Source organism: Janthinobacterium sp. CG3 (genome assembly GCF_000344615.1).
Classification (GTDB): domain Bacteria; phylum Pseudomonadota; class Gammaproteobacteria; order Burkholderiales; family Burkholderiaceae_D; genus Janthinobacterium.
This window is the reverse complement of the sequence record NZ_KB467825.1, coordinates 243,404-263,303: the sequence shown is the minus strand read 5'-3', so window position 1 is coordinate 263,303 and position 19,900 is coordinate 243,404. Positions and strand designations below refer to the sequence as shown.

The 19,900-nt window shown below is 66.9% G+C and carries 20 protein-coding genes; 8 read left to right on the top strand and 12 right to left on the bottom strand.

Annotated features, from left to right (window positions below; genetic code table 11):
- The first annotated feature begins 120 nt into the window (after positions 1 to 120).
- On the top strand, positions 121 to 453 hold the full coding sequence (locus tag JANGC3_RS31000; protein ID WP_017879369.1) for a hypothetical protein: 333 nt from the start codon (positions 121 to 123) through the stop codon (positions 451 to 453).
- A gap of 114 nt (positions 454 to 567) precedes the next feature.
- Here the strand turns inward: JANGC3_RS31000 and JANGC3_RS0125710 are convergent, their stop codons facing one another.
- From JANGC3_RS0125710 to JANGC3_RS0125685, 6 genes are all read right to left on the bottom strand, one after another.
- Positions 568 to 1,782: a 6-phosphofructokinase gene (locus tag JANGC3_RS0125710; RefSeq protein WP_026133531.1), complete on the bottom strand. Its 1,215-nt coding sequence runs from the start codon at positions 1,780 to 1,782 to the stop codon at positions 568 to 570.
- 53 nt (positions 1,783 to 1,835) lie between these two features.
- Complete coding sequence (locus JANGC3_RS0125705; RefSeq protein WP_017879367.1) at positions 1,836 to 3,833, bottom strand: alpha/beta hydrolase family protein; 1,998 nt, start codon at positions 3,831 to 3,833, stop codon at positions 1,836 to 1,838.
- 73 nt (positions 3,834 to 3,906) lie between these two features.
- On the bottom strand, positions 3,907 to 5,955 hold the full coding sequence (locus tag JANGC3_RS0125700) for a sodium:solute symporter family protein (RefSeq protein WP_017879366.1): 2,049 nt from the start codon (positions 5,953 to 5,955) through the stop codon (positions 3,907 to 3,909).
- Positions 5,952 to 6,230 carry a DUF4212 domain-containing protein gene (locus JANGC3_RS0125695; protein WP_017879365.1) on the bottom strand — a complete coding sequence of 93 codons (279 nt, stop codon included), beginning with the start codon at positions 6,228 to 6,230 and terminating at the stop codon, positions 5,952 to 5,954. Before JANGC3_RS0125695 ends, JANGC3_RS0125700 begins: the two co-directional genes overlap by 4 nt.
- Positions 6,223 to 7,755 (bottom strand): sensor histidine kinase N-terminal domain-containing protein, encoded by a 1,533-nt coding sequence (locus tag JANGC3_RS0125690; RefSeq protein ID WP_017879364.1) that lies wholly within the window; start codon positions 7,753 to 7,755, stop codon positions 6,223 to 6,225. The genes JANGC3_RS0125695 and JANGC3_RS0125690 overlap by 8 nt, the downstream gene beginning before the upstream one ends.
- On the bottom strand, positions 7,752 to 8,444 hold the full coding sequence (locus JANGC3_RS0125685; RefSeq protein ID WP_026133530.1) for a response regulator: 693 nt from the start codon (positions 8,442 to 8,444) through the stop codon (positions 7,752 to 7,754). Before JANGC3_RS0125685 ends, JANGC3_RS0125690 begins: the two co-directional genes overlap by 4 nt.
- Before the next feature lie 204 nt (positions 8,445 to 8,648).
- On the opposite strand from JANGC3_RS0125685, the gene recA reads away from it, so the two are divergent.
- The 6 genes from recA to JANGC3_RS0125655 all read left to right on the top strand — a co-directional run bounded on the left by recA (position 8,649) and on the right by JANGC3_RS0125655 (position 14,102).
- Positions 8,649 to 9,752: a recombinase RecA gene (recA, locus tag JANGC3_RS0125680; RefSeq protein ID WP_017879362.1), complete on the top strand. Its 1,104-nt coding sequence runs from the start codon at positions 8,649 to 8,651 to the stop codon at positions 9,750 to 9,752.
- 188 nt (positions 9,753 to 9,940) lie between these two features.
- Positions 9,941 to 10,408 (top strand): recombination regulator RecX, encoded by a 468-nt coding sequence (gene recX, locus JANGC3_RS0125675; RefSeq protein ID WP_026133529.1) that lies wholly within the window; start codon positions 9,941 to 9,943, stop codon positions 10,406 to 10,408.
- Positions 10,409 to 10,608: 200 nt separating this feature from the next.
- Positions 10,609 to 11,184: a DUF2889 domain-containing protein gene (locus JANGC3_RS0125670; RefSeq protein WP_026133528.1), complete on the top strand. Its 576-nt coding sequence runs from the start codon at positions 10,609 to 10,611 to the stop codon at positions 11,182 to 11,184.
- A gap of 71 nt (positions 11,185 to 11,255) precedes the next feature.
- On the top strand, positions 11,256 to 12,425 hold the full coding sequence (gene sucC, locus JANGC3_RS0125665) for an ADP-forming succinate--CoA ligase subunit beta (RefSeq protein ID WP_026133527.1): 1,170 nt from the start codon (positions 11,256 to 11,258) through the stop codon (positions 12,423 to 12,425).
- A 13-nt stretch (positions 12,426 to 12,438) separates the two neighbouring features.
- Positions 12,439 to 13,320 carry a succinate--CoA ligase subunit alpha gene (sucD, locus tag JANGC3_RS0125660; RefSeq protein ID WP_017879358.1) on the top strand — a complete coding sequence of 294 codons (882 nt, stop codon included), beginning with the start codon at positions 12,439 to 12,441 and terminating at the stop codon, positions 13,318 to 13,320.
- Positions 13,321 to 13,625: 305 nt separating this feature from the next.
- A complete protein-coding gene (locus JANGC3_RS0125655) occupies positions 13,626 to 14,102 on the top strand; it encodes a pilin (protein ID WP_017879357.1) in 477 nt (158 codons plus the stop codon).
- A gap of 50 nt (positions 14,103 to 14,152) precedes the next feature.
- Here JANGC3_RS0125655 and JANGC3_RS0125650 read toward each other — a convergent pair whose 3' ends face one another.
- Complete coding sequence (locus tag JANGC3_RS0125650) at positions 14,153 to 14,866, bottom strand: flagellar brake protein (protein ID WP_017879356.1); 714 nt, start codon at positions 14,864 to 14,866, stop codon at positions 14,153 to 14,155.
- A 121-nt stretch (positions 14,867 to 14,987) separates the two neighbouring features.
- A complete protein-coding gene (moaC, locus tag JANGC3_RS0125645; protein ID WP_017879355.1) occupies positions 14,988 to 15,515 on the bottom strand; it encodes a cyclic pyranopterin monophosphate synthase MoaC in 528 nt (175 codons plus the stop codon).
- A gap of 135 nt (positions 15,516 to 15,650) precedes the next feature.
- Here moaC and JANGC3_RS0125640 point away from each other — a divergent pair, with 135 nt between their 5' ends.
- Positions 15,651 to 17,234, top strand: coding sequence for a M48 family metalloprotease (locus JANGC3_RS0125640; RefSeq protein WP_017879354.1), 1,584 nt, complete (start codon positions 15,651 to 15,653; stop codon positions 17,232 to 17,234).
- 141 nt (positions 17,235 to 17,375) lie between these two features.
- Here the strand turns inward: JANGC3_RS0125640 and JANGC3_RS0125635 are convergent, their stop codons facing one another.
- The 4 genes from JANGC3_RS0125635 to JANGC3_RS0125620 form a co-directional block, all read right to left on the bottom strand.
- Complete coding sequence (locus JANGC3_RS0125635) at positions 17,376 to 17,969, bottom strand: DUF2946 family protein (RefSeq protein ID WP_017879353.1); 594 nt, start codon at positions 17,967 to 17,969, stop codon at positions 17,376 to 17,378.
- A gap of 23 nt (positions 17,970 to 17,992) precedes the next feature.
- Positions 17,993 to 18,982, bottom strand: coding sequence for a YheT family hydrolase (locus JANGC3_RS0125630; protein WP_017879352.1), 990 nt, complete (start codon positions 18,980 to 18,982; stop codon positions 17,993 to 17,995).
- 15 nt (positions 18,983 to 18,997) lie between these two features.
- Complete coding sequence (locus JANGC3_RS0125625) at positions 18,998 to 19,420, bottom strand: YybH family protein (RefSeq protein ID WP_026133523.1); 423 nt, start codon at positions 19,418 to 19,420, stop codon at positions 18,998 to 19,000.
- 96 nt (positions 19,421 to 19,516) lie between these two features.
- Entirely contained in the window at positions 19,517 to 19,711 is a 195-nt protein-coding gene (locus JANGC3_RS0125620; protein WP_017879350.1) for a zinc-finger domain-containing protein, read from the bottom strand.
- Positions 19,712 to 19,900: the final 189 nt, after the last annotated feature.

The window sequence follows — 19,900 nt, the reverse complement described above, 5'->3', positions numbered from 1 at the left end:
ATCCCGTGGCGCAGGCAGCCGCGCCGGGGCGGCGCGTGTAACATTTACTCACGCTATTTACCCTGACGTGCGGGTGTTTTGGGACATAAGGGCGTAATATTATTCCCAAGGAGAAATAACATGAATATAAATACAAAGAAAATCGCGGCGACCCTGATGCTGGGCGCGCTGGCGTTGGTCAGCTATGGCGCGCTGGCGGCGCCCGTTGACGTTGACGTCAGGATCATCTTGCCGGTTGCGCCGCAGCCGGTGTATGTCGCGCCCGCGCCCGTGTATGTGCAGGAACGGCCGATCTATGTGCAACAGCGGCCCGTGTATGTGCAACAGCGGCCCGTGTATGTGGAACAGCGGCCCGTGTATGTCGAGCATGACGATCGGTATTGGGATTGCAAAAAAAATAAGTGCAAGCAAAAGAAGGAAAAGCATCACAAGCACGAGCGCGACGACGACTGAGGCCAGCGCTAACGCGCGCCAACTCGATGCGCCGCCCGCGCCTTGGCGCGGGCGGCGCGTTTCAACGCGCGGCGTCGGTGCCGCGTCACGCGCGGCCGCTCGACTACCTGGCGTCTAGCGCTTGAGCACCTTCGGCACGGCGGCGGCGCGCAGGCGGAACGCGTCCGGCATGCCGGAACCCAGCAGCGGGCGCAGGTACAGGCGGAAGGCGTCGGTGACGTCGGTGCCGCTGGCGCTGATAAACTCGTCCTCCATCGTGCGCGTCTTGCCGGCCACCGCGCTCAGCTCCAGCAAGTCGTAGTCGACCGAGTAGTAGCCGGTGCGCTTGATCGCCACCGAGCCGCAGCGCTCGCCCCACATGGCGAACTGCACCGCCTTTTCGCCCACTTCGCGCGCCTCGCGCTGGTCGACGTCGGAGACGCAGCCGATGAAGGAGCGCTGCAGGTAGCCGAAGGTGTCGCCGCGCACCCGCTTGATGCCCAGCTTGGCCTTGATCTCGTCGCACAGCAGGTCGGCCAGCGCGCCGTTGCCCGACAGTTGCACGTTGCCGTGGGCGTCGCGCTCGACTTCCTTGGCCAGCAGGCTGGCGATCGGCTCGCCGCTGGCGTCGTGGATGCCCTCGGAGACGGCGACGACGCAGCGGCCGTAGCGTTGGTGTACCGCCTTGACGTCGGCGAGGAACTGCTCCAGCACGAAGGTGCGCTCGGGCAGGTAGATCAGGTGCGGGCCGTCGTCGGGGAATTTCTTGCCCAGCGCGGCGGCCGCCGTCAGGAAGCCGGCGTGGCGCCCCATGACGACGCCGACGTAGACGCCCGGCAGCGCCGCGTTGTCCAGGTTGGCGCCGGCGAAGGCCTGGGCGACGAAGCGCGCCGCCGACGGGAAGCCCGGCGTGTGGTCGCTGCCGACCAGGTCGTTGTCGATGGTTTTCGGGATGTGGATGCAGCGCAGCGGGTAGTTGGCCTGGCGCGCCTGCTCGCTGACGATGCGCACCGTGTCGGACGAGTCGTTGCCGCCGATGTAGAAGAAGTGTTCGATCTGGTGCGCCCGCAGCACCTGGAAAATTTCCTGGCAATACTTGGCGTCCGGCTTGTCGCGGGTCGAACCGAGCGCCGACGACGGCGTCGCCGCCACCAGTTCGAGGTTGTGGCTGGTCTCCTGGGTCAGGTCGACGAAGTCCTCGTTGACGATGCCGCGCACGCCGTGCAGCGCGCCGTAGACCCGGGTGACGTCGCGGAAGCGGCGCGCCTCCAGCGCCACCCCGGCCAGCGACTGGTTGATGACGGCGGTCGGGCCGCCTCCCTGGGCAACCAATATCTTTCCAGACGGCATGGCGTTCTCCTGAGTTGGCGAACCCCTAGCGTACCCCGAAAACGCCGCCGCCGTTACGGTTTGCCGATATGCCGCGCCAAAAATTTCTCGACCCGGCTCCAGAAGTCGATGCGGTTCTTCGGCAGCGTCCAGCCGTGGCCCTCCTCCTCGTAGACCACCCATTCGACGTCGGGGTTGCTGCCCTTGACGGCGTCGCGCAATTTAGTGCCGTGGTACAGGGGCACGCGCCGGTCGGCGGCGCCGTAGGCCAGCAGCAGCGGGCGCTGGATGCGGCTCGCCTGCTGCAGCGGCGAGGTGGCGGCCAGTTGCGCGGCGTCCTTGAGCGGGTCGCCGATCAGCTCCGGCATGACGTATTGTTTCCACGCGTCGCTCGTGTTGGAGCTGAAACTCCAGTGGCCGGTGTACAGCAAATTGATGTCGGTGACGCCGGCCCAGTTGACGCCGCACTGGTACAGCTCGGGGTCCTTGACCAGCCCCATCAAGGTGGCGTAGCCGCCATAGCCGGTGCCGGCGATGCAAATGCGCGCGGGCGCGGCGATACCCTGGGCGATCGCCCACTTGGCGCCGTCGGCGATATCGTCCTGCATCTTCAAACCCCATTGCTTCCAGCCGGCGCGGTAGTGCTTGTCGCCGAAGCCGGTGCTGCCGCGGAACTCCGGCTGCAGCACCGCGTAGCCGCGCGAGGCCAGAAATTGCACTTCGGGGTTCCAGCCCCAGGCGTCGCCGCGCACGTACGGTCCGTCGTGCACCAGCACCACCAGCGGCAAGTCCTTGCCCTTGCCGCCGGCCGGCAGCGTCAGCCAGGCCGGAATCGGCAGCCCGTCGCGGGCTTGGTAGTGCACCAGGTCGGCTTTCCCCATTTGCGCGGCGAGGATCGCCGGGCGCCTCTCGCCGACTTGTTTCAGGCTGCCTTTCTCGGTGTCGAACAGGGCGTAGCGGATCGGTTGCCGGTCCGAGTACGACAGCACCAGCAGGTTCGGCGTTTCCGGCCGCAGCGGCGGCGTGATCAGATTGACGGTGGACGGCAGCAGCGCGTCGACCTGTTTCTGCAGCGCCTGCATGGCGGGGGCGAACCAGGTCGTCGCCTCGGCGTCGCTCAGGTAGTGGACGCCGAGCAGGCGGTTCTTGTCGGAGACCAAGCTGCCGTAGAAATCGTAGCCGTCCAGCGACACCACCGGCGTGTCGACGATGCGCTTGGCGGCCAGGTCATAGGCGTACACCGCCGTGTGGTCGCGGCCCATGTTGCTGCGCACGTAAAAGGTGCCGTCCGGGCCGAAGGCGAGCGGCTCGAAGCCGTCGCGGCCGCCCTGATAGGCGTCGAATTCGGCCAGCTTGCGCCATTTCCCGCTGGCCGGCTCGCGATACCACACCGTCGCCGTCTTGCCGTCGAGCGTGGTGGCAATGCGCGGCTCGCCCTGCTGGTCGAGCAGCCATTGGCGCGTCTTGCCGGGGCGCTCGACTGGCCGGCCGATACCGCTGACGGTGTCCAGTTGCAGCAGGTTGACGTAGTCGAGTTCGCCGTCGCCGTCGTACTTGCGGCTGAGCACGTATACCGAGTTGCTGTCCTGGGCGCCGCTCTGTCCCATCAGGAAGGTATGCCAGGGCAGTAGCTTGCGCCGGCCCGAGGGTTCGGCGAGAGAATCGATGTTGTGGTCGGCCAACTGGCGCCACTCGCCGCCGTCCCGGTTGACCGCGTACAGGCCGGGGCCGAAGCGCACGTCGCCCTGGCCGATCCGCTGGTCGGCCAGGTTGAACACCAGGCGCTGTTCGCTGATCCAATGGAAGTCGCCGACGTCGGTGTCGGAAAACTGCGCCACCACCTTGATGCTGTCGTCGTTCAGGTCGACGACGGCCAGGCGTTGGCGCGCGGCCGGGCCGCCGAGGCGCACGGCCAGGAAACGCGCCGACGGCGACAGCGCCGCGCCGGTGAACTCGGGGTTGGCAAAAAAATGCTCGATCGGAGGCGGCGCCTGCGCGGCGGCGCCGCCTCCGGCGCTGGTGGCCAGCGCCAGCAGGGCGGCGCGGGTGAATCTGGCGATGCGGTGGGGCATAAGGGCTTTCGCGGCGCGTGGTTCGCCGAATGGATAAATATGCAACACTAGCATGGTTGTTGCTGTAAATCCACTATTCGGGGGCGCGGATATGCTCGACCAGGGCGGCGCTGCGGCGCCCCGGCGGCGGCGTCAGCCAGCTCACCAGCGCCGTCGCCGCCAAGCCGGCCGGCACGCCGAAGATGCCGGCCGAAATCGGCGCGATGTGGAACCACTGGCCGGCCGCGCTGCCGCCGAGCATCGGGTTGGTGTGCAGCATGTAGTACAGGCACACGCCGAAGCCGGCCAGCATGCCGGCGATGGCGCCCTGGTGGTTGGCGCGGCGCCAGAACACGCCCAGCGCCAGCGCCGGGAACAGCGTCGAACCCGCCAGCGAGAAGGCGGCGCCCACCAGCGACAGGATGTCGGCCGGCTTTTGCGAGGCGGTGTAGGCGGCGATGAAGGCCACCGCCAGCAGCAGCAGCTTGGAAATGGTCACCCGCTTCTGCGTCGACGCGGCCGGGTCGACCACCTTGTAGTAGACGTCGTGCGATAGCGCGTTGGAAATGGCCAGTAGCAGGCCGTCGGCGGTCGACAGCGCCGCCGCCAGGCCGCCGGCGGCGACCAGGCCGGAGATGACGTAGGGCAGGCCGGCGATTTCCGGCGTGGCCAGCACCAGCACGTCGGCGTCGATGGCGATCTCGGCCAGTTGCACCACGCCGTCGCGGTTGGTGTCGACAATGCTCATCAAGGGCGCCAGCTTGTCGACGTTGGCCCAGTACGCCACCCAGGTCGGCAGGTGGGCGTAGTCGCTGCCCACCAGCGCCGTGTAGATGTCGTACTTGACCAGCACCGCCAGCGCCGGCAGCGTCAGGTAGATCAGCAGGATGAAAAACAGCGCCCAGCCGACCGAGACGCGGGTTTCGTGCACCGACGCCGTGGTGTAGGAGCGCATCAGGATGTGCGGCAGCGCCGCCGTGCCCAGCATCAGGCAAAACACCAGTGCCAGGAAGTTGTTGCGCTTGACGTCGGAGGCGGCCCGGTCCGGCGCCGGGAACGGCAGCGCGTGCGGCACCGGCGGCTGCGCCCGCGCCAGGTTCAGCGCGCGCGCGGCGCGCCATTCCAGGCGCGCCTCGTCGGGGTTTTTCGGGTAGGCGATGAGCGCCCGCTCGGCGCCGCGGATATCGCTCAGGCTGGCGTTGCGGGCGCGCGCGGCGTCCAGCTGGCGCTGCGCCGCCAGGCGGCCCTGCTCCCACGACACCGGCAGCGCCAGCAGCCTGGCGTCGAAGCCGGCGGCGCGCCGCAGGAAGACGGCGCGCACCTGCAGCTCGCGCGGGTCGGCGTCGATGGCCCGCTCGCGCGCGCCCAGCAGCGGCAGCACCTTGCCGTAAGCCAGTTGCGGCAGCGGGTTGTCGGCGTGCTTGACCGCCAGCCACATCGCCGGGATCAGGAAGGCCACCAGGATGATGATGTACTGCGCCACCTGGGTCCAGGTGATCGCCCGCATGCCGCCGAGGAAGGAGCAGACCAGGATGCTGGCCAGGCCGAGGAAGATGCCGACCGAGAAGTCGACGCCGGTGAAGCGCGAGGCGATCAGGCCGACCGCGTAGATCTGCGCCACCACGTAGATGAAGGAGACGACGATGGTGGCGGCCACCGCCATCATGCGCACCGGGCCGCCGCGCCCGCCGGCGCCGCCGCCGTAGCGCGCCGCCAGGAAGTCGGGGATGGTGTACTGGGCGAACTTGCGCAGGTAGGGCGCGATCAGCAGCGCCACCAGGCAGTAGCCGCCGGTCCAGCCCATGATGTAGGCCAGGCCGTCGAAGCCGTGCAGGTACAGGCCGCCGGCCAGGCTGATGAAGCTGGCCGCCGAGATCCAGTCGGCCGCCGTCGCCATGCCGTTGAACATGGCCGGCACGCGCCGCCCGGCGACGTAGTATTCGGCGACGTTGGAGGTGCGGCTGAGCACGCCGATGCTGGCGTACAGCACGATGGTGGCCAACATGAACAGGTAGCCGATCCAAATGCGCGGCATGCCCTCTTGCTCAAGCACCGCCAGCGACAGCAGGAAGGCCGCGAAGCCGCCGCTAAAGAGCAGGTAGTAGCGCCGCAGGCGGCGCAAAAAGCGCGCCGCGGCGCTCACGGCGGCGCCCCGGCGGCGCGGTCGAGCCGCCGCATGCGCCAGGCGTAGGCGACGACGATGGCCAGGTAGACCAGCGACGAGCCCTGCGCCGCCATGTAGAACGACAGCGGCCAGCCGAACACGCTGTACTGGTACAGCTCGCGGGCGAAGAATACGCTGCCAAAGCCGGTGGCGAACCACAGCGCCAGCAGCAGCGCCGTCAGGCGGCGGGTCTGGCGCCAGTGCGCGGCGCGGCGCGCCGCCAGGGCGGGGCCGGCCTCAGGGGTGTTATCCATGCTTGCTCTCGGTGTCGGCGGGCGCGTCCTCGCCCTGCGGCGCGAAGCCCAGGCGGAACAGGCAGCCCGGCCATGTCGGCGGCCGGCCGCGCGGGTTGGAAAGGACCTCGACGTCGGCGCCGTGCTGCTGGGCGATTTCGCGCACGATCGCCAGGCCCAGGCCGCTGCCGTCGGCGTTGCTGCCGAGGATGCGGTAAAAGCGCTCGAAGACGCGCCCGCGCTCGGCCGCGGCGATGCCCGGGCCGGTGTCCTCGACCTCCAGCAGCGCCCGGCCGGCGGCGCCGTCGCGGCGCACGCGCACGGTGACGCTGCCGCCGGCCGGCGTGTAGCGCAGCGCGTTGTCGATCAGGTTGGAGAGCAGCTCGCGCAGCATGATGGCGTTGCCGGCGATGCCGGCCGGGCCGTCCGCTTCCTCGAAGCCGAGGTCGATGCGCAGCTTGAACGAGGCCGGCACCCAGTCGCGCACGGCGTCGCGCGCCAGCGCGTTCAGTTCGACCCGCTCAAACGGCGCGCCGGCCTGCGGCTGGTTCTCGGCGCGCGCCAGCGCCAGCAACTGGTTGACCAGGCGCGTGGCCGCCTCCGAGCTTTTCGCCAACTGCTGCAGCGAGCGGTGGATTTCCCGCTGGTCGGTTTGGCGCAGCGCCAGCTCGGACTGCATGCGCATGCCCGCCAGCGGCGTCTTCATCTGGTGCGCGGCGTCGGCGATGAAGCGCTTTTGCATCTCGATCGACAGCGACAGGCGCGCCAGCATGTCGTTGAGCGAGCCCACCAGCGGCGAAATCTCCTCCGGCACCTGGCCCGGCTCGATCGGGCTGAGGTCGTCCGGGGCGCGCGCGCGTATGCGCTCCTGCAACTGCGCCAACGGCGACAGGCCGCGCGCCAGCGCGAACCAGACCAGCGCCAGCACGATCGGCAGGATGATGAACTGCGGCAAAATGACGCCCTTGATGATCTCGTTGGCCAGGTGGGCGCGCTTGTCGAGGGTTTCGGCGACCTGCACCAGGGCGCGCCGCGGCTCGTCGGCGCCGGCGTCGGCCAGGTCGAGGTAGGTGAAGGCGACGCGGATCGGCGTGCCGTGCATGCTGTCGTTGCGAAACAGCACCCGGCCGCTGCGGAAGCGGTCCTCGTCGAGCGGCGGCGCCAGGTCGCGGTCGCCGTCGACGTATTCGCCGCGCCGGCCCAGGATCAGGAAGTAGACGCTGTCGACGTCGTCGGCGCGCAGCATGTCGCGCGCCGAGCCGGGCAGGCGCTTGACCAGCTTGCCGTCGACCTCGCGCACCTGCTGCGCCAGCACGGTGACGCTGTCTTCGAGCGCGTGGTCGAACGGCTGGTTGGCGATGGCCTTGGCGACCAGGTAGGTGATGGCGATGCTCATCGGCCACAGCAGCAGCAGCGGCGCCAGCATCCAGTCGAGGATCTCGCCGAACAGCGAATGCTGGACGCCGTCGTCGCGTTCGGCGGCGAACGGCTCGGCCCAGGCGGCGTCGGCGTCGTCGTCGGCCGGCTCGGCGTCGCGCTGGCTCACCGGGCGTCGGTCTTGCCGGCCGGGTCGCTGAATTTTTCCAGGCAATAGCCGAGGCCGCGCACGGTGACGATGCGCACGCCGCCGACCTCGATCTTCTTGCGCAGGCGGTGCACATACACTTCGATGGCGTTGTTGCTGACCTCTTCGCCCCATTCGCACAGGTGGTCGACCAGTTGTTCCTTCGACACCAGGCGGCCGGTACGGCCCAGCAAAATTTCCAGCAAGCCCAGTTCGCGCGCCGACAGGTCCAGCATCTGCTCGTGGATGTAGGCGCTGCGCCCGACCTGGTCGTAGCTGAGCGGGCCGTGCTTGATGACGGTGGCGCCGCCGCCGCCGCGGCGCGTCAGCGCGCGCACCCGCGCCTCCAGCTCGGAGAGGGCGAAGGGCTTGGCCATGTAGTCGTCGGCGCCCAGGTCGAGGCCGTTGACGCGCTGCTCGATCGAGTCGGCCGCCGTGAGTATCAGCACCGGCAGCGCCGCGCCGCGCCCGCGCAGGCGCCGCAGCACCTCCAGGCCGGACAGCTTGGGCAGGCCGAGGTCGAGGATCAACAGGTCGAATTCCTGGGTCGACAGGGCGGTGTCGGCCTCCTGGCCGTTTTTGACGCAATCGATGGCGTAGCCGGACTGGCGCAGCGAGCGCGTCAGCCCGTCGGCCAGCACGCTATCATCTTCAGCAAGTAAAATACGCATTGGGCGACATCCGGCGTCGAAAGTCTGTATTGTGTGGCATTTTGGGCGGGGTGGCGAGCGTTTGCGCCAAACGGCGCGAAACGACCGCACTGGTTGACCGGTTTCAAACAAATTCACGTGGCGCTTGCAATAACCACTGTTTTTTTATACAGTATCGCTTGTGACGAATTTAACCCACGCGCTAGTTCAGGCTGAAAGAACATAATGGACGATAGAAAAGCTGTAATACCGCCGGCGGAAAAGGCCAAGGCGCTTGCCGCCGCGTTGGCGCAGATTGAAAAGCAGTTCGGCAAGGGTTCGGTCATGCGCATGGACGCCAGCGCGCCGATCGAAGAAGTGCAGGTCGTCTCGACCGGCTCGCTCGGCCTGGACATCGCGCTGGGCGTAGGCGGCTTGCCGCGCGGGCGCGTGGTGGAAATCTACGGCCCTGAATCGTCGGGCAAGACCACGCTGACGCTGCAAACCATTGCTGAAATGCAAAAGTTGGGCGGCACCTGCGCCTTTATCGACGCCGAGCACGCGCTCGACGTCGGCTACGCGCAAAAACTCGGCGTCAACCTGCACGAGTTGTTGATCTCGCAGCCGGACACCGGCGAGCAGGCATTGGAAATTTGCGACGCGCTGGTGCGTTCGGGCAGCGTCGACCTGGTCGTCATCGACTCGGTGGCCGCGCTCACGCCGCGCGCCGAAATCGAGGGCGACATGGGCGACTCGCTGCCGGGCCTGCAGGCGCGGCTGATGTCGCAGGCGCTGCGCAAGTTGACCGGTTCGATCAACCGCACCAACACGCTGGTGATCTTCATCAACCAGATCCGCATGAAAATCGGCGTCATGTTCGGTAGCCCGGAAACCACCACCGGCGGTAACGCGCTGAAGTTCTACGCCTCGGTGCGCCTGGACATCCGCCGCACCGGCTCGATCAAGTCCGGCGACGAAGTCATCGGCAACGAAACCAAGGTCAAAGTCGTCAAGAACAAGATCGCGCCGCCGTTCAAAGAAGCCCATTTCGACATCCTGTATGGCGAAGGCACGTCGCGCGAAGGCGAGATCCTCGATCTGGGGTCGGATGCGAAGATCGTCGAGAAGTCCGGTTCGTGGTACAGCTACAACGGCGAACGCATCGGCCAGGGCAAGGACAACGCCCGCACCTTCCTGAAGGAGCGTCCGGCCTTGGCGCGGGAAATCGAAAACAAGGTGCGCGCCTCGCTGGGCGTGCGCGAACTGCCGCCGGTGCTGGAAGCGAAGGCCGACAAAGCCGAGAAGGCCGACAAGGCCGAGACGGCCGCCAAGTTGAAGGCCGTCGAGTAGGCGTCAAGCGGTAGTAGTAAATAGTAAATATCACCGTGCCGCGCCCTGCGGCCGGTGATTTTGTGTTTTCGGGGTAGGTTTCAGTGCGCTGACGCGCCGTGAAAGTCAAAAAAACCACAGGCTGGGCCCCGGGGTGACGCCCTTGGTTTGCACCGCCCCCCCCCCCCGCACAGCCACTGGAGACGCCGATGCCCCGACCACAATTAAGCCTGAAGGGCCGCGCGCTGCGCTTTTTATCGATGCGCGAGCACAGCCGCCTGGAGCTGGGCCGCAAGCTGGCGCGCCACGCCGAGGAGGGCGACGACGTCGAAGCCCTGCTCGACGCGCTGGAGGCGGCCAACTGGCTGTCGCAGGAGCGCTTTTCCGAAGCGTTGATCCACCGCCGCTCCGCGCGCTACGGCAACAGCCGCATCGTCGCCGAGCTGCAAAGCCACGGCGTCGGCGGCGAGGCCTTGCAGGAACTCAAGGCCGGCCTGGCCGACGGCGAGGCCGAGCGCGCCTGCGAAGTGTGGCGGCGCAAGTTTGGCACGGTCGCGGCCGACGCCGAGCAGCGCTCGAAACACATCCGTTTCTTGATGCAGCGCGGTTTTTCGCAGCGCGCGGTGTTCGCCGCCATCAAGGGCGCGCCCAACGAGGACGCGTTCGGCGACGACTAGGCGCGCGGCGTATTTGTTGCGCATTTTTCTACTATCCAAGGACGGCAATCGCATGTTGCAGCGCAACTTGTGGCGCGGTGTGCTACACTTTTGTGGTTTTTGCAGCGCCGCATGAGCGGTAGTTGTCCGTAGAAGCTACGGCAACGTGCGTAGGCACATGGCTGCTAACTATTACTGCCGCGATTGCGGCGCCGGTATTTATGCCCCTGTCACCCCCAGTTTCCCGACGTGCGTTGAGGCATACTCGCGCAATAGACGTCCAAGCGTATGCCCGCGACGACGGCTTGTGGGATCTCGACGCCCGTATAAGCGACATCAAGACTTTCGACACTACGCTGGCCTCCGGTGTGCGTGCCGGCGGCGCGCCGCTGCACGACCTGCGCCTGCGCCTGACCATCGACCTCGACATGACCATCGTCGCCGCCGAAGCGGCCTCCGACGCCGTGCCGTATCCGGGGTTCTGCGACACCATCGGCCCGGCCTACCGCGCGCTGATCGGCCTGAACCTGATGAAAAGCTTCCGCCACGAACTCAAACAGCGCGTCGCCGGCATCGCCGGCTGTACCCATTTGACCGAACTGGCGCAAATCCTGCCGACGGCGGCGATCCAGGCCTTCGCCAACGACGTCTGGTCGCCCAACGACAGCGCCGACGCCGACGCCGCCACCGCCCTGGTGCAACCGTTTCAACTCGATAAATGCCACGCGCTGCGCACCGACGGCGGCGCCGTGGCACGGTACTACCCGCGCTGGGCGGTCAAGGCAGGGCCGGCTTAGCGTCTTGTTTCACTTGTTTTTTTCGCAGTATCAACCGCATTTTACACATCAGCATCAGAAGGGAAGCCAGCATGAAAATCCATGAGTATCAAGGCAAAGAAATCCTCCGAAAATACGGAGTGACGGTTCCGCGCGGTATCCCGTGCATGTCCGTAGAAGACGCAGTCAAGGCGGCGGAAACTCTGGGTGGCCCGGTGTGGGTAGTCAAGGCGCAAATCCATGCGGGCGGCCGCGGCAAGGGCGGCGGCGTGAAAGTGGCCAAGTCGCTGGAGCAGGTCAAGGAATACGCCGACCAAATCATGGGCATGCAACTGATCACGCACCAGACCAGCCCCGAAGGCCAACTGGTACGCCGCCTGCTGGTCGAGGAAGGCGCCGACATCCAGAAAGAACTGTACGTCTCGCTGGTCACCGACCGCGTCAGCCAGCGCGTGGTGCTGATGGCGTCTTCCGAAGGCGGCATGGACATCGAAGAAGTCGCCGAGTCCCACCCCGAATTGATCCACCAGATCGCCATCGACCCGGCCGTCGGCCTGACCGACGCCGAAGCCGACGACATCGCCACCAAGATCGGCGTGCCCGCCGCTTCGCTGGCCGATTGCCGCACCCAATTGCAGGGTCTGTACAAGGCGTACTGGGAAACCGACGCCTCGCTGGCCGAAATCAATCCGCTGATCCTGACCGGCTCCGGCAAGGTCATCGCCCTGGACGCGAAGTTCAACTTCGACGCCAACGCGCTGTATCGCCAGCCTGAAATCGTCGCCTTCCGCGACCTCGACGAAGAAGACGCGGCCGAAGTGGAAGCGTCGAAATTCGACCTGGCCTACATTTCGCTCGACGGCAACATCGGTTGCCTGGTCAACGGCGCCGGCCTGGCCATGGCCACCATGGACACCATCAAGCTGTTCGGCGGCGAGCCGGCCAACTTCCTCGACGTCGGCGGCGGAGCGACGGCGGAAAAAGTGACCGAGGCGTTCAAGATCATGTTGAAGAACCCGGGCCTGAAAGCCATCCTGGTCAACATTTTCGGCGGCATCATGCGTTGCGACGTCATCGCCGAAGGCGTGATCGCGGCATCCAAGGCGGTTTCGCTGCAAGTGCCGCTGGTGGTGCGCATGAAGGGTACCAACGAAGATCTGGGCAAGAAAATGCTGGCCGAGTCCGGTTTGCCTATCATCGCTGCCGATACCATGGAAGACGCGGCCAAGAGCGTTGTGGCTGCCGCTGCCGGCCACGCTTAATTAAGGAATCACTATGTCCATTCTGATCAATAAAGATACCAAAGTCGTTACCCAAGGGATCACCGGCAAGACCGGCCAGTTCCACACCCGCATGTGCCGCGACTACGCGAACGGCAAAGCCGCTTTCGTGGCCGGCGTCAACCCTAAAAAGGCTGGCGAAGACTTCGAAGGCATCCCGATTTTCGCCAACGTCGGCGAAGCGAAAAAAGAAACCGGCGCCAACGTGTCGGTGATCTACGTGCCGCCGTCGGGCGCCGCCGCGGCGATCTGGGAAGCGGTCGAAGCCGAAATGGACCTGGCCATTTGCATCACCGAAGGCATTCCCGTGCGCGACATGATGGCCCTGAAGGACCGCATGGCCAAGTCGGGCAGCAAAACCCTGCTGCTGGGGCCGAACTGCCCGGGCCTGATCACGCCTGACGAAATCAAGATCGGCATCATGCCGGGTCACATCCACAAGCAAGGCCGCATCGGCGTGGTGTCCCGTTCGGGCACGCTGACGTACGAAGCGGTCGGCCAGCTGACCGCGCTGGGCCTGGGCCAGTCGAGCGCAGTGGGCATCGGCGGCGACCCAATCAACGGCTTGAAGCACATCGACATCATGCGCATGTTCAACGACGATCCGGACACCGATGCCGTCATCATGATCGGCGAAATCGGCGGCCCCGACGAAGCCAACGCCGCGTATTGGATTAAAGACAACATGAAAAAACCGGTGGTCGGCTTTATCGCCGGCGTCACCGCCCCTCCGGGCAAGCGCATGGGCCACGCCGGCGCGCTGATCTCCGGCGGCGCCGACACCGCGCAAGCGAAACTGGAAATCATGGAAGCATGCGGCATCACCGTGACCAAGAACCCGTCCGAAATGGCGCGTTTGCTGAAAGCCATGCTGTAATCACAGCGTTGCCAAGGCAGTCAAGGTGGTACCCAACGGGGAGCTTCGGCTCCCCGTTGCTATTGGCGCCGCCGACACGCGCGGCGCGGCCGATGCGGCCTGACAAAAATTGTCAAGCGGCGGCGCCGGAATGGCCGACTGACAATAAATGGCGCGCCGATTGACAAATATCGTCAACCGCCGCCGCGTAACATTGCGCAAATTTCATTCTTGGCGCCCGCGGCGGGCTGTTTTGCGCCTGGCACGCCAATTGCTCTTATCCCGGTGTGACACCACTTTTCGATACACCACCCAGGAGCGCTAAAATGAAATCGATGAAAATGATCAAGAAACAAGCACAAGCCGGCTTCACCCTCATCGAATTGATGATTGTCGTGGCCATCATCGGCATCCTGGCGGCGGTGGCGATTCCGGCCTACAGCGACTACACGGTCAAGGCGAAAGTGGCCAACGCCATGTCGGCGGCCGGCGCGATGAAAACCGCGATTGCCTTGTGCGCCCAGGAAGCCGGCGGCGAGCTGACCAACTGCAACACTGCGTTCGTCGGCAACACCCTGCCAGCGTTTACCGCGACCAAGGAAGTGGCAAGCGCAACCGTCACGCTGCTCGGCGTCATTACGCTGACCTTGAACGATATCGGCAAGGGCACGTCCGGCAAGACCATCACGATGATCCCTACCGTTCCGGCCGGCGGCAGCGCCATGACCTGGGCCAACTCGACCAACATCCTGGCCGCGGACAATCCAGCGGCGATCGCGGCGATTACCAAAAACAACATCTAAAACCGGCTTCGCCCGCCCGGAAAAGCCGCCTTTTGGCGGCTTTTCCCGTGCTACACGATCTTCTGGCGGTCGGCGATCAGCGCCTCGTAGGTCAGGTTTTGCAGCATCGTGTAATGGACCGGTTCGAGGTCGGTGAATTGGACGCCGTAGGTGAACACCTCGGTGCGCGCGCCGGCGGCCGGCTTGACGACGTTGACGTTCTGGATGGTGGCGCCGGTCTTCACGCGCACCTGGTGGTTGCCGGGCTGGGCGATCAGGGTGAACGACAGCGTCACGCTGGGCTCGTCCGGCGACAATTTCCTGGGCGACTCGATCAGCGCGCCCGACACGCTCAGATTGACCAGGAACACCGACACCGACGGGTGCTCGGCCGACGCCAGCTGGGCTGGAATGTCGACTTTCACGCGCATCGCCGCGCGCAGGCTGGTGCCCTGGATCGTGTCGGGGAAGGACAGGTGCACATAATGCAGCGGGCGGGCGAAAATGCGCATCACGGTGCAGGCGAACGAGCACACGGTGACGCCGGAAAACACGCGGATGGTCAGCTTGTCGCCGTCGTTGAGGGCGATCGGCGCGCCGGCCTCGTTGGGAATCTTGACGATCAGGTACTCGTCTTTGACGTAGCCGATCAGCGTCGAGAAATGCTGGATGGGTTTGATGGTGCGGTGCGTGATGAACTGGATCCTGCCGCCGACTTGCAGATTCATCGAGTCGAACTCGAAGGCCTGCACCTTGGGCGCGCCTGGGGGCTTGTTGCTTGTCATTCGTGAGGCCTTTTGGACATGCACTGCGGAAAGTATTTGATACTATACCAACAGTATTGGCCGTAAGCTACGAAAACCGCCCTCGCCACCGCAATCGCCGCGCGCCGGCGCAGCCGCGCGATTACTCCTTGTCGATGTCGGCGCGCCAGTCGCCGCTTTTGCCGCCGTGCTTTTCCAGCACGCGGATGTCGCCCATGACCATGCCGCGGTCGACCGCCTTGCACATGTCGTAGATTGTCAGCAGGCCGATCTGCACCGCCGTCAGCGCCTCCATCTCGACCCCGGTCTTGCCGAAGGTTTCCACCTGGGCGCGACAATGCACCTGGTGGCGCGCGGCGTCGGTGTCGAAGTCGACCGCCACGCGCGTCAGCGCCAGCGGATGGCACAGCGGCACCAGGTCGCTGGTGCGTTTGGCGCCCATGATGGCGGCGATGCGGGCGATGCCGAGCACGTCGCCCTTCTTGGCGTTGCCCTCGACGATGAGGGCGAAGGTGGCCGGCTGCATGCGGATGCTGCCGGCGGCGACGGCGACGCGCCGGGTTTCCGCCTTGGCGCCGACGTCGACCATGTGGGCCTGGCCGGCGCCGTCGAAATGGCTCAGTTGCGCTTCGGTGGCGGGGAGGGCGTCGCGGTCGTTTATGCTGGTCATGGATCGGTCGTATCGGGTGGCTTGCACGGGCTGGTAACAAAGTATTCCAACCGGCCGAGGCCGTGCGGAACCAGGCCGGTTACAGGGTATCATAGCACCGTGAACGCAAAACTCCCCCCCCAATCGCTGGTCGGCTTGAGCGGCGCGCGGGCGCCGCTCAAGCGCGCCGTGGCGCTGCTGGCCGCCGCCGCCCTGGCTTCGCTGGCGCTGGCCGCGCCGCTGTCGGCGGCGCAGACCCGCCCCGCCGCGGCCGCCGCGCCGAATTTACCCTTGCTGGGCGACACCGAACGGCAAGACCTGTCGCCGGCGATGGAACGCAAGCTGGGCGAGGAGATCATGCGCGACATTCGCGGCGACCGCGACTACCTCGACGACGCGCCCATCCTCGAATACCTGAACAACTTCGGCGGCGCGCTGGTGTCGGCGCGCCCCGAGGTGCGCGGCGAAAGCAGTTTCGACTACTTCTTCTTCGCGGTGCGCGACGGGCAGTTGAACGCCTTCGCGCTTCCCGGCGGCTACATCGCGGTGCATTCGGCGCTGCTGTTGGCGGCCCAGACCGAGTCCGAACTGGCCTCGGTGCTGTCGCATGAAATCGGCCACGTGGCGCAGCGCCACATCGCGCGCATGCTGGGCCAGCAGCGCCAGGACATGCTGATTCCGCTGGCGGCGATCGTGCTGGCCGCGCTGGCCTCGCGCGCCGGCGGCGACGCCGCCGTCGGCGTGTTCGCCGCCGGCCAGGGCCTGGCGATCCAGCGCCAGCTCAACTTCGGCCGCGACGCCGAGCGCGAGGCCGACCGGATCGGCTTCCAGATCATGGGCGAGGCCGGCTTCGACACCACCGGCATGGTGGCCTTCTTCGGCCGCATGCAATCGGCCAGCCGCTCCTACAGCGACCTGACGCCCGCCTATTTGCTGACCCATCCGTTGACCACCGAGCGCATCGCCGACATCCAGGCGCGCATCCGCGAGCAGCCGTACCGGCAGCGCAACGACAGCCTCGACTTCCAGCTGGTGCGCGCGCGCGCCCGCGTGCTGCAAGACGAGAGCACCCAGGGCTTGCTTGAGGCGACCGCCTTTTTCCAGATCCAGCTGGAGCAGCCGGGCCGTTTCCAGCAGGCCGCCGCGCACTACGGGCTGGCCCTGATCGCGCTGAAGAGGGGCGACACGGCCGCGGCGCAAAGCCGGCTCGACGCCGCGCTCGGCGCGAGCGTCGCCAAGGCGCCCGCCGCCGGCGCCTTCAGCGCCGCGCCGCGGCCGCTCGGGCCGAACGCGATCCTGACCAGCATGGCGCTGGAGATCCGACTGGCGCCGAAGCAGGGCGCGGCGGTGGCGCAGCAGGCGCTGCGCGAGGCCGAGGCCGCGCGCCTGCAATTTCCGCTGTCGCGCGGCATCGCCCGGCAATACGCGGCGGCGCTGCTGGGCGCCGGCCAGCCGGAGCGGGCCGCGCGCTACTTGCGCGACCAGGTGCAGTTGTACCGCGACGAACCCGGCCTGCACGACTTGCTGGCCAAGACTTACGCGGCGCAGGGCAAGATGGCGTTGCAGCACATGGCGCTGGCCGAGTCGTACGCGCTCAGCGGCGCCAGCCTGGCCGCGCTCGACCAGCTCGGCATCGCCCGCAAGGCCAGCGACGCCAGCTTTTACGAAATGGCGGTGATCGACGCGCGCGAGCGCGAGCTGCAGGAATACCGCCGCGAGCAATTGAAGGACAAGAAGTAGGCGACGTTGGGTTGGCGCGGCATAGGTCGGATTGGCGCAGCGGCGTCCGACCCTGTTGGCAAAAGCGCGCCGCGCCGCCGCTGGCCAACGTTGCCGGCTTGCGCCCGATGGCTTAAACCGAGCTACGCAAATCGCGCCACCTCAAGGCGGGCTGGGCGAACGTTCGAAGCCGAAGCGCGCCGCGACGGCGTCGTGGGCGAGCCGCTGCAGCGCCAGCGCGCGCCCCTGGTGGCGCAGGTACAGATTGCCGGCGCCGCCGTCCAGCCAGGCCATCAAGGCCTCGTCGTCGACGCCGCCGCCATCGTCCAGCTCCAGCGCGGCCAGCGTCTGGGCGGCGTCGCGGTCGTCGAGCTGGGCCACCACGTCGCCGCTGCGCAAGACCAGTTCGCCGCCCGGGCACAGCAACGCCTCGTCCAGCGGGCCCAGCGGCGCGCCGGTGTGCAGCACCAGGCCGAGCCCCGGGTCGGTACGGGCGATGTAGGGCGCCGCTTCGAGTTGCAGGTAGACCCGCTGCGGGCCGTTCTGGAAAAACCAGCAGCCGCGCTCGTCGTGTCCGTAGTTGCGCGCGATAAAGCCCAGCAGCGCGCCGTGCACGATGGCCTCGCCGGGCAGGCCGAGCGCCTGCGCGCGCTCGTCGCGCATGCGCCAGCGGCCGCGCGCGTCCAGGCCCAGCCAGCCATAGCAATGCGGAACGTCCGGCCATTTGGCGATGGCTTGTTTGACTAGTTCGTCCATGTCGATGTGCTCAGTGTGCGGGTTTAGGTGCCGGCAGTGTCGCACAACGCGGCGTCGCCGCGCGCGCCGCTGGCGGCGCCGTGTTCGAGGAAGTGCAGCAGGCGCCCGGGCAGCCAGTCGAGGTGGCCGGGCGGGCGGCCGGCGGTGAAGCCGGCGTGGCCGCCGTGGCGCGGATATTCCAGCAGCACCTGGCGCGAGGCGTGCCGCGGCAGATAGCGCGCCGGCAGGAACGGGTCGTTCTGGGCGTTCAGCACCAGCGTCGGCACGGTGATGTCGTCGAGCACGTGCTTGGCGCTGGCGCGGTCCCAGTAGTCGTCGGCGCTGCGGTAGCCGTGCAGCGGCGCCGTGACGACGGTGTCGAAGGCGTGCAGGTCGTTCGCCGCCAGCAGGGCCTGGCGGCAGAACAGGCCGGGGAACTGGTCGAGCTTGGCCAGGCACTTCGGTTTCAGCGTGTTCAGGAACATGCGCGTGTACATCCGGTTGACGCCGCGCGCCAGCGCCCTGCCGCCCTGCGCCAGGTCGAGCGGGGCCGACACGGCGCAGGCGGCGTCGACGATCCCGGCGGCGTGCTGCGACTCGCCCAGCCAGCGCAGCAGCGCGTTGCCGCCCAGCGAGACGCCGGTGGCGTAGAAGCGCCCGGCGGCGCGCCGGCGCAGGCGGCGCACGATCCAGTCGATCTCGCCGGCGTCGCCCGAATGGTAGAAGCGCGGCGCCCGGTTGCCGTGGCCGGAACAGCCGCGGAAGTGCGGCACCGCGCCGGACCAGCCGCGGGTGGCCAGTTCGGCCATCAGGGCGCGCGCGTAGTGGCTGTGGGACGAGCCCTCCAGGCCGTGGAACAGCAGCACGAAGGGGTGGCCCGGCTGGCCGTCGACGAAGTCGACGTCGACGAAATCGCCGTCGGGCGCGTCCCAGCGCTCGCGCCGGTAGGCCGGCGCCGGCGTGCCGACGCAGACGGCCGGATAGATCGTTTGCAGGTGGCCGTTGGGCAGCCAGAGCGGGGCGGTGTAGCGCATCTTGGCCGGGTGTGCCTAGTGCAGGATGGGCGCGTCGGCGTCGAACGGCGCTTCGCCGGGCGCCACCGAGACGTGGTGCAGCACGATGCGCCAGCCGCGCGGGGTCTTGACGTAGACGTTGGTGGTCAGCTGGTGGGCCGGTTCGCCCTCGCCGGCGCTGATGTCCTCGACGACCGTGTGCACCGAACTCATCAGGTTGTGCGTCTCGTGCAATTGCGACGGCCGGAAGTGCAGGTTGCCGGCGGCCAGTATGCCGGTCCACGAGGCGCGGATGGCGGCGTGGCCGATCAGCCGCGCGCCGCCCGCGTGGATGCAGACGATTTCCTCGTCGTCGGCCCAGAGCGCCATCAGGGAGTCGATATCGGCGCGGTTGAGGGCGTCGTAGAAAGCCGTTTCCACTTCGACTGCACTGCCATTTAACTGTTTGTCACGTTTCATGAACACTCCGGCAAAGACACGACGGTTGCTAGGTTGCCCCGACGGGCGCCGGGCGGGCACCCATCGAGGGGGGGGGATTGCTTGGTGCTTGCTGGCTTAGTGGTGGCCGAGCGTCGCGCCCGCTTTTAGACGGTAGGCGGTGCCGCAGTACGGGCACTTGGCGACGCCGTCGTGGTTGAAATCGAGAAACACGCGCGGATGCGAGGACCACAGCGGCATGGCCGGGTTGGGGCAGTGCGCCGGCAAGTCCTTGCCGTCGAGTTCAACGGCTGGCGTGGTGGGGTTGCTCATCTTGTTGTTCTCCGTGATGCGAATGGGGGGGGCTGAAAACCACGATTTTAACGGATTCGGGCAAGCAACAAAATTCATCGGTAAAATACCCCCTTAATAATCACCGGCCGGCCGCGTATTTTTCCGACGAAACAACGCGCGCGGCGACAACATGACCCCGTCCCAGCCTTTGTCCGCACCGCGCCGCGC